This window comes from Neolewinella xylanilytica (genome assembly GCF_002934605.1).
Taxonomy (GTDB): Bacteria; Bacteroidota; Bacteroidia; order Chitinophagales; family Saprospiraceae; genus Neolewinella; species Neolewinella xylanilytica.
Genome location: NZ_PTJC01000006.1, coordinates 1,995,111 through 2,010,573 on the forward strand (window position 1 = coordinate 1,995,111; position 15,463 = coordinate 2,010,573).

Annotated in this window: 12 protein-coding genes; 6 read left to right on the plus strand and 6 right to left on the minus strand. The window is 59.4% G+C overall.

All coding sequences use genetic code 11. From position 1 onward, the window contains the following. Window positions 1–4 precede the first annotated feature (4 nt). Window positions 5–1,123 (plus strand): aminotransferase class I/II-fold pyridoxal phosphate-dependent enzyme, encoded by a 1,119-nt coding sequence (locus CLV84_RS17500; RefSeq protein WP_170067758.1) that lies wholly within the window; start codon window positions 5–7, stop codon window positions 1,121–1,123. Further along, window positions 1,120–2,256: a beta-ketoacyl synthase N-terminal-like domain-containing protein gene (locus tag CLV84_RS17505; protein WP_104421044.1), complete on the plus strand. Its 1,137-nt coding sequence runs from the start codon at window positions 1,120–1,122 to the stop codon at window positions 2,254–2,256. The genes CLV84_RS17500 and CLV84_RS17505 overlap by 4 nt, the downstream gene beginning before the upstream one ends. Here CLV84_RS17505 and CLV84_RS17510 read toward each other — a convergent pair. Further along, complete coding sequence (locus CLV84_RS17510) at window positions 2,253–4,181, minus strand: plastocyanin/azurin family copper-binding protein (protein ID WP_104421045.1); 1,929 nt, start codon at window positions 4,179–4,181, stop codon at window positions 2,253–2,255. The two genes, CLV84_RS17505 and CLV84_RS17510, sit on opposite strands and share 4 nt — an antisense overlap. A 41-nt stretch (window positions 4,182–4,222) precedes the next feature. Further along, window positions 4,223–5,929, minus strand: coding sequence for a PA14 domain-containing protein (locus tag CLV84_RS17515; protein ID WP_104421046.1), 1,707 nt, complete (start codon window positions 5,927–5,929; stop codon window positions 4,223–4,225). A 227-nt stretch (window positions 5,930–6,156) separates the two neighbouring features. Between CLV84_RS17515 and CLV84_RS17520 the strand changes: the two genes are divergently transcribed. After that, window positions 6,157–7,074 (plus strand): hydroxypyruvate isomerase family protein, encoded by a 918-nt coding sequence (locus CLV84_RS17520; protein WP_104421238.1) that lies wholly within the window; start codon window positions 6,157–6,159, stop codon window positions 7,072–7,074. An 8-nt stretch (window positions 7,075–7,082) separates the two neighbouring features. Next, the gene (locus CLV84_RS17525) at window positions 7,083–7,730 is read left to right on the plus strand and encodes a hypothetical protein (protein WP_146088852.1); all 648 of its coding nucleotides are present in this window, start codon (window positions 7,083–7,085) and stop codon (window positions 7,728–7,730) included. Here the strand turns inward: CLV84_RS17525 and CLV84_RS17530 are convergent, their stop codons facing one another. Continuing rightward, complete coding sequence (locus CLV84_RS17530; RefSeq protein ID WP_104421048.1) at window positions 7,731–8,516, minus strand: MBL fold metallo-hydrolase; 786 nt, start codon at window positions 8,514–8,516, stop codon at window positions 7,731–7,733. A 90-nt stretch (window positions 8,517–8,606) separates the two neighbouring features. Between CLV84_RS17530 and CLV84_RS17535 the strand changes: the two genes are divergently transcribed. After that, window positions 8,607–9,308 (plus strand): DUF2490 domain-containing protein, encoded by a 702-nt coding sequence (locus CLV84_RS17535; RefSeq protein ID WP_104421049.1) that lies wholly within the window; start codon window positions 8,607–8,609, stop codon window positions 9,306–9,308. Window positions 9,309–9,310: 2 nt separating this feature from the next. On the opposite strand, the gene CLV84_RS17540 is transcribed toward CLV84_RS17535, so the two are convergent. After that, window positions 9,311–11,941, minus strand: a complete 2,631-nt coding sequence (locus CLV84_RS17540; RefSeq protein WP_104421050.1) for a M14 family metallopeptidase — start codon at window positions 11,939–11,941, stop codon at window positions 9,311–9,313. A gap of 612 nt (window positions 11,942–12,553) precedes the next feature. On the opposite strand from CLV84_RS17540, the gene CLV84_RS17545 reads away from it, so the two are divergent. Next, entirely contained in the window at window positions 12,554–14,194 is a 1,641-nt protein-coding gene (locus CLV84_RS17545; protein ID WP_104421051.1) for a caspase family protein, read from the plus strand. An 11-nt stretch (window positions 14,195–14,205) separates the two neighbouring features. On the opposite strand, the gene CLV84_RS17550 is transcribed toward CLV84_RS17545, so the two are convergent. Both CLV84_RS17550 and yajC read right to left on the minus strand, forming a co-directional pair. After that, the gene (locus CLV84_RS17550; RefSeq protein ID WP_104421052.1) at window positions 14,206–15,183 is read right to left on the minus strand and encodes a CdaR family protein; all 978 of its coding nucleotides are present in this window, start codon (window positions 15,181–15,183) and stop codon (window positions 14,206–14,208) included. Next, window positions 15,152–15,463 carry a preprotein translocase subunit YajC gene (yajC, locus tag CLV84_RS17555; protein WP_104421053.1) on the minus strand — a complete coding sequence of 104 codons (312 nt, stop codon included), beginning with the start codon at window positions 15,461–15,463 and terminating at the stop codon, window positions 15,152–15,154. Before yajC ends, CLV84_RS17550 begins: the two co-directional genes overlap by 32 nt.

Below are 15,463 nucleotides of genomic sequence, written 5' to 3' on the forward strand. Positions count from 1 at the left end.
GGCATTGGAGCAGCCAGATTTTCTACACCAACGACTCGGGGCGCTACGGGCCACCGGTCAGTTCCGCGAACTCCCCGGGGACCTCGACGGGGTAGATTTCTGGTCGAACGATTACCTGGGGTTCAGCCGGTTATTGGGGGCGGAATCGACAACGATTGCCATCGCCCCGGGTAGCCGCCTGATTTCCGGCAACCACTCCAGCATCACCGATCTGGAGGCCGAGATCGCCGCGTTTCACGGCTTCCCCGCCGCCCTTTTGTTCGGCAGTGGGTATACGGCCAACCTCGGCCTGCTCAGCTGCGTTGCCCGGCGCACGGACACGGTCGTCTACGACGAACTGATTCACGCCAGTCTCCGCGACGGCATCCGGTTAAGCGGGGCGGCGGGGCGCAGGTGCCGGCATAACCACACGGGGGAAGCCGATCGACTATTGTCCCAATCCCGGTCGGACGGCCAAACCTTCTTCGTCACCGAAAGCCGCTTCAGCATGGACGGCGACACCGCGCCGCTGCGGGAGCTCGCCGAACTATGTCATAGCCACGGCGCCCACCTAATCGTCGACGAGGCGCACGCCACCGGTCTGGAAGGGACGTATGGCGCGGGAATGGTAGCCGAGCTCGGCCTGCAGGATCAGGTCTTCGCCGCCGTAGCGACCTACGGCAAAGCTCCCGGATACCACGGGGCGGCCATTCTCGGTGGGACTGCCCTGCGGGATTACCTCATCAACTTTTCCCGGCCCTTCATCTACTCCACCGGTCCACGGCCCATGCAGATTTCCGGAATCAGACGGATATATGCCCTACTTAGGGAACGTCAACCCAACGCATTCGCCAACCTCCAAAACGTGATCGCCACCTACCAAAAGCGGGTAGCCACGTATTTACCTGCTCACCTACCGATTGCTTCCGGTCCCATCCAACTCGTTCCCGTACCGGGTAACGACCGCGTTATGGCCCTGGAGGAGCGGTTGCGAGCGGAGGGGCTGCTAGTAAAGGGAATCCGCTCTCCATCGGTACCTGCAGGCACGGAGCGGCTCCGCGTTTGTCTGCACGCCTTCAACACCCCGGCGGAAGTCACTTCGTTGGTGCGGCTACTCGGTGAAACCACCAACCCTATCCCATGACGTGCAGCATAGCCGGATACGGCGCGGTTTCGGCTGCGGGAACCAGCCGGGCAGCCTCGGCGCAAACGTATGCTTCCGGGTCCCCTTGCTCGCGGAGAGACCCGGCTACTGGTCTACCGGTATTCCCGGTAACGAACCTGAAGCACTCACCGGACGCAGCCATATTCTCCGGAGCGCGACCGACGGACCGGGCCGGAAAACTCGCTTTGGCGGCCGCCGAAATGGCCGTCGAAACTGCTGGCTGGCGGGGGAAGGAATTCAGCATCTTGGTCGGTTGCAGCCGGGGCCCCACCGAATCCTGGGAACAAACCTACGACGAGTTCCTACGGGAAGGCAGGCCCCCGGTGCGGACTTCCCCACTGACTACCCTCGGAAGTCTGGCCTTTCTGCTGGCGGATTACTTCGGCACCACCGAGCTGGCCACGGGAATGAGCGTCACCTGTTCCAGCGGTAGCCACGCCATCCTCCAGGGAGTTGCTTTACTCCAGTCGGGCATGACCGACCGGGTGCTGGTGGGAGGCACCGAAGCCCCCTTGACCACCTTTACCCTCCGGCAAATGCAGGCGCTGAGGGTCTACGCCGAGCCGGCCGACGACGAACGCTACCCCACCCGGCCCCTGACCGGCGATCCTACGGGTATGGCCCTGGGGGAAGGGGCGGCTTTTCTAGCACTGGAGCGGCGAGCGAATCACCACCCGTTCGCCTTGGATGGCGTTGGCTTTTCGCGCGAACGCCACCAGAGCTCCACGGGCATCAGCGCGGCCGGAACCGCCCTCCAAACTGCCATGCTAGCGGCGACCACCCAGTCGGACAGGCAGCCCGATGCCATCTTTGCCCACGCGCCGGGAACGCGAAAGGGAGATGCCGCGGAACGGGCGGCGATCGAGGCGGTATTCGGTAGGGAAGCTTCCATCATCACGTCCATGAAGTGGGCCACGGGACACACTTTTGGAGCCAGCGGACCGCTCGCAGTAGTGGCCGCCCTGCAAATGATGGAAGCCAAGGCGATCTGGCTTCCGCCGTACCTGCCGACCCCGGAGGTGGCGAAGCCCCCCGAAAACGCCTTGATCAACGCTACGGGATTCGGTGGGAATGCCGTCAGTATATCGGTGACGCTGTCCGCAGCAACCTAGCGCGACGCAGCCTCTTTCACGATCAGTACTCCCCGCATCACTTTATAATGACCCGGCACGGTGCATACGTATTCGTATACTCCAGGCTTCGTGGGGGCGGTGAAGTAGATGGTGTCTTCCGTTTCCGGGGCGACCAGCTCGGTATGTACGAGCACGGCATCCATATCGGGCACGTAGTCCTTGGCCGCGCCGCTGAGTCCCAGCTCCAGAGCGGCTTCCCCTACCCGGTCGCCCAGCTTGCCGGCGGTGAGCACGAAGTTGTGCTCCATATCGTCGGGGTTCTGGAAGGTGAATTTGATGCGGGCGCCGGCGGTGGCATTGAGGACGTTCTGCTTGTACTTCATGCCCAGGGCGGATTCCAGCAGGATTTCCTGGTCGAAGGATCCGTTCCAGTCCGCGGGCATCTCGGTCGGCCGCTTTGCCGAACCTGCGCTTGCCGCAATATTGTCGTCAGCGGAAGCTACCGTGCCGCTCCCGCCGGGAATGGCGTTGAGGGTGTAATAACCGAAATCGTGCAGTAGCTCCTTGCCGTTGGCCCCTCGAATATCCCCGAGTTTGATCTCATAGATGTAGCCGGGGCGAAGGGCGTCGAGTACGATCCGTACCGTCTTCCCATCGGGTAATAGCTCGGCCGAGGTGACCGTATTCGGTTGAATGTCCACTACCGGACTGCCGTAGTTATGGTGGTAGAGGTAGGTGAAATTTTGCAGCTTGAACCGGTCGGGACGGACGCCGGCGGGATCGACGGCTTCGGTGAATTCGATCTCGAAGCCGGATTCCGTAGCGCGAACGGCATACATCTCGAAGGGAGTGCTACCGGTCCATTTCATCCGCTCGAGGGCGAATTCCTCCCCACCGGTGGCCGCCCAACCTCTCGCGGTCTGGCCGGCGTAGAGGGCATTATCCTCCCCGAACTCCAGCCGCAGGAGACCGGAGCTGAATCCTTCCCGGAAGGGGAAAACAACGCCCTGGTATTCCCCGTCCACTTTCTCCAGGGCAACCCGCATGATCTTGCTCTGCCCCTGATCACTTACGAGCAGCTGGCCGGCGAAGGGACCGAAAGCCCCCTCCGTGCGGTCGGTAATGATGGCCGCCGTGGAAATACCCAGGATGCCATGCGGAAACCAGACGGCCGGTAGCTTGACGTTACCGAGTTCCTCGCGGGCCCGGTACATCGTCTGAAATTCGTCGTTCAGCTGGTCTTCCTTCAGGTCCACTTCGGATCCCTCCTCATCCGCCCAGCGCAGGCTGGCGGGGTGACCGGCAAAGTCGCCCTCCTCGAGGTGGGTAATCCGTCCGGAGCCGATCCAGTCGCCCTGATTTTCGGCCACGAAGATGTCTCCCTCGGCGTTCGTGCCGAATCCCGCCGGACTCCGCATGCCCGCCGCCCAGGGAATCAGGCGGTCCTCCTCGGGAACGTAGCGCATCATCCAGCCCCGAAAGGGAACTTTGCTGACTCCGCTGCCTTCCCAACCAACGTTGCGGGTAGTGAGGAAACTGCCGTCGGGGAGGAAGAGCGGACCGTAGTGATACTCGTGGTAGTTGCCGGTCAGGGGCATATCGTAAACCGTTTCGTACACGTCGGCCGTTCCGTCGTTATCGCGATCCGTTAGCTTGGTCACCTCCCCCCGTTGGGCTACGTAAATGGCTCCGTCGTGAGCGGATAAACCGAGGGGTTCGTGCAATCCCCGGGCAAAAAGCCGGTACTCGGGCTTATCGGTAGTCGGGTTGTCGATGATCCAAACCTCGCCGCGCCGGGTGGTTACGGCCAGGGCGCCGTCGGGCAGGAAGTCCATTCCGCCTATTTCAAGCTCGATGGCTTCGGGAATGGAGATTTTTTCAATGCTGTAGTAATCGCTTTCATCCTGGGCCGAAAGGGCGGGCAGCACCAGCAGCGTAGAGAGAACTAGGAGGATACGAGACATGATCTTGAATTGTAGCGTTAGGAGGGGGCGGAACGACGGCCTTACCAGTCAATGGCGTAGGTCAGGTGCTCCCCGGGGGGAAGTTCCGCCACGAGGCGCTGGGTTCCTTCGCCTTTAAGCAAACGCAAGCCGCCGGAGGCCAACTCGAGCACCTGGATGTTGAGCCCCGGGTTCAGGGTTTCGAAAACGCCCGGTGCCGTTTCCCGAATGGAAGCGGCGGAGGCGATGGTGGTAAGGAGCGTTTCCCCGCCCGTCTGATTGGTGAGGGTCCGCTCGAGGCCCTGTGCATTAGGGACCAAGTGATCGGATACCTCGCCCGCCTCACCGTGGCTGAAAATAAAGGTGGGTCGTCCCTCGGCATCCAACTCGTAGCGACGGTGGCGCAAACCGTCCGCCTCCACCGGCCATTCATTGGCATCCGTGGCCCACTGGGGCCGTCCGTCAAAAGAGACCGCCGGACCGAGCGCGCGCACCACTTGCGGTTCGCCCCGATCTTCCCACATTTCACTGACGTCGACGAACGGGCCACGCCATACCTGGAGCAGCGCGCCGTTCTGGAGGTCGTAGCTGTAGTGGGGGCCGTCCGCTTCGCCCACGTTCACGACGTGGGTACGCTTTTGGGTGTAATCGTAAACACGCGCCATCGGGAAGTTGAGGAAACTGCGCAGCAGGTAGGGCCGATCGTCGGTTTCCACCGGTGTGGTTTCCTGGCTGCGGGGGGTGGCGACGGCCTGGCCTTCCGGCATATCGTTGAAGCTCTTCCGCTCCTGCTCTCCGTAGCTATACTTCAGCAACAGGTGATTCCAGTTGGTCTCCTGGTAGTGGTCGAGGCGGACTTCGTGGGTACCTTCCGACAGCGTGACCGTTCCGTCGTTTTCGATTCCTTCCGTATCCGGGCCCAGGGCTACCACGGGTTCGCCGTCGATGAATAGCGCCGAATGGGTGGAGGAGCGAAGGTGGAAGGTATACGGACCAGCTTTAGGGATTTGAAGGTTGCCTTCAAAGCGGATGGCGTAATCGCGGTTCGCCTCCCGGATCGCGCCGAGATCGAAGCGAGAGATATAGCCTTCCTTGGCGGGCTCTTGGGTTGCCCAACCATCGAACGTTTTCGGCCGGCCGTCCACAGCGTAATAAGCGTAGTGGATCAGCGGAAGGTTAAGATTGACCTCTCCGTTGCTGGCCAGGGAGGAGGCCTTTCCCGCCTCCCCGGATTGCTGTAGGTTGGTCACCGACATCTCCCCTTCCGTCAGTTCCAGGGTTAGGGGGCCGCCGGATTCGACGTCCGGAAGGGGCTGCTGGTAGTACACTAGGTTACCATTCAGATAGGTTGCAACCAGCAGTGCCGGCGTCGTGGCGGTAGCCGGGAGGTAGGCAATTTCCAAATTCTGCCAAACGTCGGGACGGATATCCACCGCGCTTCGCATGAAGGCGGTAGTATCGAGGGTGAGGGAGGGTAAGGCTAGCGCGTGTTGCCCCCCGAGTAATAGCTTCGCTTCCGCGTTCTCCGACATGCGGAAATTGAAGGACAGCGTCAGCGCTTCGTCTTGCGGAAGTAATTCCAGGCTAGCCGGAGCGGTAGCCGTTCGTATGCCATCGGACGCGGTCCAGCCGGTTTCCACCGTAGGATCAAACTCCGTAAGACCACTGGATTCGGTTCGCTCGTCAATGTCAACGTTTCGCACGGTCAGCGGATCCTGCTCGCAACTTAGGAGCACGGTTACGGTCAGGAATAAGAAGTATCGCAGCATGGGTGCAAGGTAAACTATTGCACCGATTCGGGATGTCGCCTACTCGGTAACCTTCCTATTTCCGTTGGGCGATTTACGACGTCAGGCTAATCATTCGGAAAATGTTATCGCGCCGAATGGGTAAAAACCAGGCCGGAGACCGGAATCCCCAAGGGCAAACCAGGCCGGTACGCAGCGAGGCGTGGATGGAAATGTTTATTACATTACGGCAAATAAGTAACTCGATCATGCACCGCCGTACCGCCATCAAACTGACCACCGCCGCTTTGGGACTTCCCGCCATCGGGCAATCCGCCACCGCTTCTGCCGGGCACCCGAAGGAAACCGGCTTCAACCTCGCCTTCGCCCCGCACGGGGGGATGTTTTCCGGCCACGCCGGCAACGACATCCTCGACCAGATACGCTGGGCCGCCGAAATGGGATTTCACGCCTGGGAAGACAACGGAATGGGCGGACGGGAGCCGGCCATGCAAACCAAAATCGGCGAACTCCTCGCCGAGCGCAATATGCAAATGGGCGTCTTCGTCGCCAACCAAATTAACTGGAGCGAGCCAACCCTGACCAACGGCCCCGGAGAACACCGTGATGCCTTCCTTGCCGACATCCGTAAATCCATCGAGGTGGCCAAGCGGTGTAACGCCAAATGGATGACGGTCGTTCCCGGGTTCGTACAAATGCGCCTCGAACCCTTTTACCAAATGGCCAACGTGGTGGAAACCCTCAAGCAGGGAGCCGCTCTTCTGGAGCCGCATGGCTTGGTGATGGTCCTCGAGCCGCTCAACTACCGCGATCATCCGGGACTTTTCCTCACCAAGGCGGCCCAGGGTTACGCGATTTGCCAGGCCGTGGGCAGCCCCTCCTGCAAGATTCTCTTCGACATCTACCACCAGCAAATTCAGGAAGGCAACCTCATCCCCAACATCGACGCCGCCTGGGACGAAATCGCTTACTTCCAGCTGGGAGATAATCCGGGACGAAAGGAACCCACCACCGGCGAAATCAACTACAGCCGCGTCCTCGCCCACATCCACGAAAAAGGCTTCGAGGGCGTATACGGCATGGAACACGGCAAGAGTATGGATGGAAAAGCCGGCGAAACCGCCGTGATCGAGGCGTACCGCAAGGTGGACGTACCCGCCCGATAATCCGGCGAATGCACAGCAAAACCCGTACCTACCCCTACGTGCTGAGTCTTTGTCTCGGTTGCCTGTTGTTCACCTGTTCCGGGGAGGGCGCCGGAGCGCAGGAACAACATCAATCCCCTGCGCCCGCCATGAACGTCACCGGGCAGCGCAACATCGAAGCCGGAACCGAGTGGATTCAAAAGCGGTACGACCGGATCACCCGGATGCGAGCCGCCGGTCAACTGCGCTGCGATACCCTGAGGTATGCCTGCCCGGAAGCCGCCCAGCGGGGCCTATTCGTGGCCTGCTACGTCGAAGAAGAGCTGGTAATCGCCGAACACGAACGGGGACCTGACGACCATCCCACGCTGTACGAGCGCTACTATTACGACGGAACCGAGCTTTATTTAGCTCACCTGACGGAACGCGCTGGCGAAGCCGCCAACTCTACCGCAGGCATCGACCACCCGATCGACGCAATCCACGAAGCGTATCTGTACTACGAAAACGGCAATCTGATCGATCGGCTTTACAAGGACTATACCCTTACCTCCGAGACAGTTCCCCCGGTCACCGATCAGGTTCCGAACCAACGGATCGGCCGGGGCGTTCGTGGCGGCCTCGGCAGCGAGGTCGTTCGCGAAACGATCCTTGGGGATACGGTTCCGTGTGAGTAGCTATTCCCCGTACCAGTTTCCAAGTCGGACCTCGATGTCTTCGTTCTCCGCGGTCACCATTTGCCGGAATGCCTCCACGTCGCTTTTGGTGTCGTCCTGGTTACGGTAGTGGTAGGGATAGACGACCTGGGGGGCAAATTCCAGTACGGCGTCCGCTGCCTGCTCGATGTCCATCGTGTAGGGAAGGTTCATGCAAACGAAAGCGACGTCGATATTCTCCAGATCGCGCATGGCCGGCACTCCTTCCGTATCGCCACTGATGTAGACCCGCTCCTGACCGAAGTCTAGCACGTAGCCGTTGAAATCTCCTTCGGGATGGAAATTTTCTTTCGGAGGGGGGTTGTATGCCGGTACGGCCGTGATGCCGATGTCTTCCCAGCTCCAATTCTCCCCGTTAGCGAGCGTATGCATTTCCGCGAAGGAGGTATCCTGCAGGGCATCCATGACCGTCTGCGGAGCCACCAGGGTTGCCTGGGTCAGGTCGATGCCGCCGAGGGTCTCGGGATCCAGGTGATCGCCGTGGGTATGGGTAATGAGAACCAGGTCGGGGTTACCGTAAGACGCGTACCGTTCCGCTCCGCCGTAGGGATCAACGAAAATCGTTTGGTCGCCGTAGGTCAGTACGATGGAACCGTGGTAGATTGGATGAACGGCTACGGAGTCAGGCAACTGCGATGCGTCGGAGGAATCATCCTGCCCGGGTTCGATGTCGGTGACCCCCGAGGAATTATTCGCGCAAGCGGGGAATAGCGCGGATAGGAATACGAGTAAGAAAAGGTGTTTCATAGATTGAGGATTCTGCATTTACGGTAGAACGATGAATGTACCAGGTAGTTGATTGTATTTTGCGCGCCCCAACTTCCTAGCTATCCGATCATGCCCCACTGGGTCCGGTATATTTTCCTCCTTGCCGCCCTTGTTCGGGCCTCCGATCTCCGTAGCCAGCTACACCTTTTCAGCGGTGCGGCTTTTGAGCACGAAGTCACGCCCAACTGGGGGTACGAATTCGAGATCGAACACCGCCAGATCGTCAATACGGGTGCCGAAAACCGGGTCCTGGTCACCGGTGCGATCAACCGGCTGATCGGTCGGTATGTCAGTGTCGCGCCGGGACTGCGGATTACGCCGTTTTACGGTCAGGACCCGACGGAGGTACGAATCTTTACGGACCTATATCTCGATTACCCGCTCGGTGATAGTCCGCTGACCCTGGAAGGCCGGCTCCGTTCCCAGTACGAATTCGAACTTACGGAGCGACCGTCGTCGGCCCAGGTAGCGGTCCGGCCCCGCATCGGACTGGCGTGTGAACTGCACGAAACCGTCGTGGTAGTGGGGGAAATGGAGACCCGCTACCGCTTCGACGTCATCGATGGGATCACGGAGTATCGCTATACCCTCGGGCTCAGTGTGCTGCTTTCGACGCGGGTGAGCGTCGAATCGTTCATCCGCCTCGATTCGGAGCGAAAGCCCGAGGATGAAGAGGTAGTGGCCGGCATCCTGATCAACTACGTGCTGCCCGACCGCAGGCACCTCGACTGGGAGTACCGGCGCCCCTTCGGCCGGAGTTTGCTCTGGTAGGCCTACATCCCGGGAACCATCATCACCGCGTTTTGCATCAGGCGACTGGGGCCGCGCCAGAACATGCGGTAGTGCGGATTATCCAGTAAATACACCAGCTGACCCTGGCCGATTTGCCGTACCCCCGCCCAGGCATTCCCCGCCAGTCGGTTGATCGCTTCCCGGGGAGCGTAACCGGCCGCCAGTAGCCTCGTCGAGTCAGCCGTATACCGCCCAACGGTTTGCAGCCCCGGTTCAGGCTCCAGAGAGCTGCTACCGAACTTCAGCGTGTAGACCTCCGGCTGCATCCCGAAAGCCAGTGGATGGGTCGTATCGAGAGAGGCGCGCAGGGCGCTTCCCGGGATGTTCTTTTTTCCGTAGTAATCGGTGCGTTCGGCGAAGGGCAGAAGGCTGGCACGCTCGGAGGTGTCGCGGTCGGCGACGTTGAGTTGCTGATCGGTAAAGTCATTGGAGGTGGTAAAGAACTCCGCGGTTTCTCCCACCGTCACTAGGGTGCCACCGGCGGTAATCCAGTCCATGAGCACCCTCCGTTGCTCCTTGTCGAAGACTTCCTCCAGGTTATTCGCGTCGGGCAGGACCACCACGTCGTAATCGAACAGGTCGGCATAGCCGTACCGCTGTCCGAATTTCGGTACGGCCGTTTGCCGAAGCACGGAAGTACGGATGCGGGTAACGGGCAACTGCGTTTCCCAGTCGAACAGAAAATAGATCTGCCCGCTGGTGTAGGTGTCGAAAGGCTCGTCTACCAACATGGCAACTCGCGGCTCGCGGAGGGGAAAGTTCCGGGTACTGGCTAGGTCGTTGCCATCGCGCATGCGGCCGGTGGTGAAGCGTTCGATCCGCAGCCCGAAGTCGGCTGCGAGTTGCCGCATGAGGGCCGGCAGCTCTCCTTCTTTCTCTAGGTTGCGTCCCCGCAGTACGATCAGGCTTCCGGCGGAGTACGTTGCTCCTGCATCGGTAGAGAAGGGTTCCAGCGATGCCCGCACCCGAAGGCCGTTCTTCCACAGGGCCGCGAGGGCCTGGGGAGCATTGCGCTGCGACCAGTCGATGACGTAGGCGTAGACCGGGGAATCCGTCGGGCCACTCACCGTGCCCCGGCGCTCGATAACGGTAACCGGCTCGGTGTTGACCTGCACGGGAGCGTCGAAGGTATAGGCTTCCAGGTTGTAGGCCAGGGGCGCGGACCAGGTGGACATGTCGTACATCACACTGTCTTCAATCGCCAGATCATTAGCCAGGATGCTGTTGAGAAACAGGTGACGGGCCTGCTCGGTACCGACGATCAGGCTGCCGGCCGGGTGAATACGGTCCGCTACTACCTGCCCGGTACGGTAGGACAGGCCGGGAGCGTCGAGCGGTTCGGTGGTGCGCTCCACCCGTACTCCGTTCATCAGTAGCATCTGGAGGAAGTCGTCGAAATAGGGATTGCCATCGTTTTCGATGAGGTAGGCGGTTGTTTGCTGCTTGCTGTTGAGTGGATTCCAGGCGGCCAGGCTGTACCGCTGGAGGGCCTCCCTGTGCTTCGCGGCCGTTCTGAGCTGGGCGATGCTGGTGGAATAGTGATCCCAGATCCGTTGCCGGAGCGTCAGCACGTAACTGTCTTCGGTCTCCACGGCACGACCGGCCGCGATTCCGCCCTGTTCGACCAGCATACCGATGGCGCCCATCACGGAAGGATAACTGCTTCCGTAGCTGGGGTAAAAGAAATCGAAGCGGTCGCGGGTGAAGTAGCTGATACCCTTGGGATCGAAGGCCGCGATATTGGCGCGCCCGAAGGTGTCCGCCCAGTACTCGTAAGCGTCGGGAAGCAGCAGGTTACGGGGCATCGTTCCGGGTACCGTAAAGTAATTGGCGTCGTACCCTTGCTCGTGGTAATCGGTGTGCACGCTCGGCATCCAACGTTGGTAGGCACGGGTATGACCGCGGCTTTCGGGATGGACGCCCCATACCCAATCCCGATTGAGGTCGAACCAGTAGTGGTTGGTTCGGCCGTTCGGGAAGGGGGCGTAATGCTCCAGATCGTGGGGTTCTTCTCCCCCGGTGGCGCGGGCCATGCCGTTATACCAGTACACGTAGCGGTCGCGGCCATCGGGGTTGATGCAGACGAAGAGTAGATTGACGGTGCTGGCCAGGGCGGTCTCGGTGACCGGGTCCTCGGTTGTGGCTAGTTCGTAGGCAACCTGCATGGCGGCTTCCGTGCTGCTCGCTTCGTTGCCGTGGATGTTGTAACTGTAGCTATTGATAACGGGTTGGCTTGCCAGCAGGCTTTCCACCTGCGCGCCGTCGCCCTCCCAACTGTCTACCAATTGTAGCTGGGTGGCTCGAATAGCTTCCAACCGCTCCATGTTCTCCGCGTTGGTGGCGATAACCAGCAAAAGCGGGCGTCCCTCGTAGGTACTCCCGTAGCGTTCTACCCGGAGGCGCGGACTCTGCTCGTCAAGGTAATCGAAGTAAGCCACCGATGCGGCGTATTCCGTGAATCGTTCCCCCAGTCGATAGCCCAGAAACTGCCGTGGACTAAGGATCTCGGACTGATCCAGATTTTCCGGAAAATCCAGACGCTCGTAGATATCAGTTTGCGCGTGTAAAAAGGCTAAATAAAAAAAGAAAATTACGGATGAGTAAAGTTTCATGAGTTGTATTTCGGGAGTGTGGCCGTAAAGATACCCTCCGGGACCTCGCCCCCTCCGGGCCGAATCACATAGGCGGCTATTTGAGAATGGGAGGGTATCAATTCCTCTGCTGTGGCATCAATGGTTGAGTCGTTACAGCAACTGCCGTGTAACGCCAATCGGGGTAGCTTGGGGGATCAGTGTGCGTGCAGTCATTTCGACTTGTTTTCACCCCGTAAAGGACGGAACGTAAAATATCGTGGAGCAGGCCGTTTACCGAATCATTTTCAATGGATTAGCCGAACATTCTAATAATCTTCTTCTATCTTATAGCGAAAAGCTGCATACGACGACCGCATTCTAACCTATAGCTACCGTTTCCTCAATCATTTCATTATTCTAGCGAAGGAGGACAATTTTAGGGAAGCGAAACAAGCTATAGACGCGGATAATCGACTGATTATTTGGTTTATAGTGTCTCTCTCGAAACAAGCCTAGCGTTTTTGCCTTAGCCTTGGTGATGTCCCCGCCGTGGCCGCGATTCGGTCACTACCGGTGAGTCCCGGCCGGCTCTACGGAGCGGTCGTTTGAGAAGAAACTGATACCCTACACACTCTTTTACACGTCAAACACATGTCTAAACTGCTTATCCTGCCGTTGGTGCTCCTTATGTGCACTACGGCGCTCCGCGCCCAGGGCCACTGTCAACGCGGGAACTGCTACGACGGAGCCGGAACCCTTCGCTTCGCCGACGGGGCCCTCTATAACGGTGCGTTCAAGGAAGGAAAATTCGACGGCCAGGGAACGCTGACGTACCCTGACGGATCGGTCTACCGTGGCAACTTCAGCAACCAATTGCAGGATGGTCCGGGGCGGTTGGTCGATGCCCGGGGCAATAGCTACGAAGGGATGTGGCACCTCGGACGCCGGCACGGCAAGGGCCGCGCGATGTTCGCCGATGGCGGTGAAATCGTGGGTACTTGGGTAGACGATAAACTAAACGGGGAGGTTTCCTTCTCCTTTGCCAACCGGGATTTCTACGAAGGGGGCATGCAGGAGGACATGATGAGCGGCTACGGTCGCATGGAGTACGCCAACGGCGACCGCTACACCGGCAATTGGTCGCAAAACGTCAAACACGGGAAAGGCAGCTTGGAATACGGAAACGGCACCATGGTATCCGGCGTCTGGGAACACGGTAAATTGGATATCGATTGGTCGGGACTGGGCTTCGTGGGCAATACCGCTGAGCTACCCGACTGCAACGAAGGTTGTCCCGACGGAACGGGCCGCTATACCTACGCCGACGGAACGGCCTTTTTCGGCACCATCCGCAACGGTATTCCCGACGGGCGGGGAACGGTACTGTTCCCCAACGGCAACACCTACCACGGTAATTTTCGGGAACACCTTCCCGAAGGCCTGGGTGTCATGCAGTACCGCAACGGATCCATCGAAGGGGGTGTATGGGAAAACGGCACCCTCTACCGTCGTCTCTACGAAGGAAGCGGCTCCCCCGCGCCGGAACTGGCCACCGAGTACGACGAGGAAGTGAAGGTGTGGGCGGTAGTGGTGGGTTGCGCTTACTACCAACACATGAAGACCTTGCGGTACACGGACGACGACGCCTATCAATTCTACGCCTTTCTAAAAAGTATTGAGGGCGGAGCCCTCAGCGATGACCAGGTAAAAGTGCTTATCGACGAAGACGCGACCCACGACAACATCCTGGCCGCCATGCGGGATACCTACCGCCAGGCCGACGAGAACGACGTCATACTTTTCTACTTCAGCGGCCATGGACTTCCCGGCTCCTTTCTACCGGTGGATTACGACGGTACCGAGCGGGCGTTAAAGCACGATGAGGTACACCAGGCCCTCCAGATGAGCCGCTCCCGCCATAAGCTGGTTATCGCCGATGCCTGCCACAGTGGCAGCCTGGCGGCCCGCAGCGGGGGAAGTAACGAAAAAATGTTATCCGACTACTATTCGGCGCTGAACAGCGCCCGTTCCTCCACGGCGCTGATGATGTCCAGCAAAGGGGAAGAGATCAGCCTGGAAGACGGTGGCCTGCGCTCCGGAGTGTTCAGCCACTACCTCATCCGGGGAATGAAGGGCGAGGCCGACGCCAATCACGACCGGATCGTTTCCATTCAGGAGCTGTTTGCCTTCGTACACCGGGAGGTACGGGGATACACGGGCAATATCCAGACGCCGACCCTAACGGGCAGCTACGACGAACAGATGCCGATTTCGATTATCCGCGCCAGGTAATTGCTACCCAGCTAATCGGGCTGGGTATAGATATAATACTCTACGGCCTTTGGGGAGAATTCGACATCCCGGATATATTCCGGGACCCGGGTCAGCCGTACCGGAACAGTATTCATTCCATCCGAGGTTTGCAGCCGGCTGACGTCGGCTTCCACGCGAAAATCCGACCGGCGAATTTGCCCGAACGCGCGCTGGGGAACGGTGGCCGTCACCGTGGCATAAGCCGGGAAGACGCGGGAGGAATCCACCGAGGGCGCATTGTACAATTCGATGGGTACGCGAAACTGCCGTTCGATGAAGGGTTCCACTTCCAAAGATAAAGCTACGCTGGTGTAGTTGAGGGTCAACCCCTCCGGCGTGGGTTCAAGGGGTACGGTGGCTTCCACGTCCTGCCGGAGGTCATCCAGGATCAAAGATGTAGTCGGCCAGGAGGTGATATCCTCCAGCGCATCGATCGCGCCACTTATGGTTACACTGTCCGGACTGAACCGCACGTCACTCACCGCGGCGTACCCGACCTCGAAGCTGACGGCTACGTTGGATACTACCGGCACCCGCTTCCCGTCGCGGGGGGTAGTCAAAACCCGCTGCGGTTCGTAGCCCATATTCTCTACTTCCAGGTCTCCGCTGCTCAACTGCCTGCGAATGGCTTGCTCGAGCACGTTGCCGCTCAGCAGGTACTGCTCGTCGTCGTTGACGTCCAGCAGAATGTCGACGGTTTTCCCCCGGATGCTCTCCACGATCAGGTTCCATCCCCTACCCCGGATTTGTACGGGGATTGACCGGGGCGGCTGACCAGCGATGGCCCGATTCGGGCTCACGTTGTACTGTATATTGACCGTCTTGTCGATCTCGTAGGTCTGGGAGAGGTTTAGGATCAGCCAGAAGACAAACGCCAGGCCGATACAGAACAGCAGTACCTGCCGGTCGGTGGCGGCCATATTCCGCAGGGGAATACTATCCTTCAGTTTTTGGAGGGTAAATTGCATTCGTGAGTTCCTGGGAGATGGCATTCTTGGTAACCTGAATGTAGGTTTTATTACCCACGTTGATCGTGACGATCTTATCCTCGACCTTATCGACGATACCTAAAATACCGCTGGCGGTAACGACGCGCTGCCCCTTGGTCAGGCCTTCCATAAAGTTCTTTTGCTGCTTGCTGCGGCGGCGTTGGGGGATGATCATGGTGAATACGATCACGGCCAGCATGGCCAGCATAAAAAAGCCGCTGGTGAAAATGTCGCCACCGGCTTGTAAATAGATATTCAT

What these genes read in the sequence shown, in the direction of transcription:
- CLV84_RS17505 (WP_104421044.1), top strand. Translation starts at nt 1,120, where the DNA reads ATGACGTGCAGCATAGCCGGATACGGCGCGGTTTCGGCTGCGGGAACC.
- CLV84_RS17510 (WP_104421045.1), bottom strand. Translation starts at nt 4,181, where the DNA reads ATGTCTCGTATCCTCCTAGTTCTCTCTACGCTGCTGGTGCTGCCCGCC.
- CLV84_RS17515 (WP_104421046.1), bottom strand. Translation starts at nt 5,929, where the DNA reads ATGCTGCGATACTTCTTATTCCTGACCGTAACCGTGCTCCTAAGTTGC.
- CLV84_RS17520 (WP_104421238.1), top strand. Translation starts at nt 6,157, where the DNA reads ATGCACCGCCGTACCGCCATCAAACTGACCACCGCCGCTTTGGGACTT.
- CLV84_RS17525 (WP_146088852.1), top strand. Translation starts at nt 7,083, where the DNA reads ATGCACAGCAAAACCCGTACCTACCCCTACGTGCTGAGTCTTTGTCTC.
- CLV84_RS17530 (WP_104421048.1), bottom strand. Translation starts at nt 8,516, where the DNA reads ATGAAACACCTTTTCTTACTCGTATTCCTATCCGCGCTATTCCCCGCT.
- CLV84_RS17535 (WP_104421049.1), top strand. Translation starts at nt 8,607, where the DNA reads ATGCCCCACTGGGTCCGGTATATTTTCCTCCTTGCCGCCCTTGTTCGG.
- CLV84_RS17540 (WP_104421050.1), bottom strand. Translation starts at nt 11,941, where the DNA reads ATGAAACTTTACTCATCCGTAATTTTCTTTTTTTATTTAGCCTTTTTA.
- CLV84_RS17545 (WP_104421051.1), top strand. Translation starts at nt 12,554, where the DNA reads ATGTCTAAACTGCTTATCCTGCCGTTGGTGCTCCTTATGTGCACTACG.
- CLV84_RS17550 (WP_104421052.1), bottom strand. Translation starts at nt 15,183, where the DNA reads ATGCAATTTACCCTCCAAAAACTGAAGGATAGTATTCCCCTGCGGAAT.
- yajC (WP_104421053.1), bottom strand. Translation starts at nt 15,463, where the DNA reads ATGAATATCTATTTACAAGCCGGTGGCGACATTTTCACCAGCGGCTTT.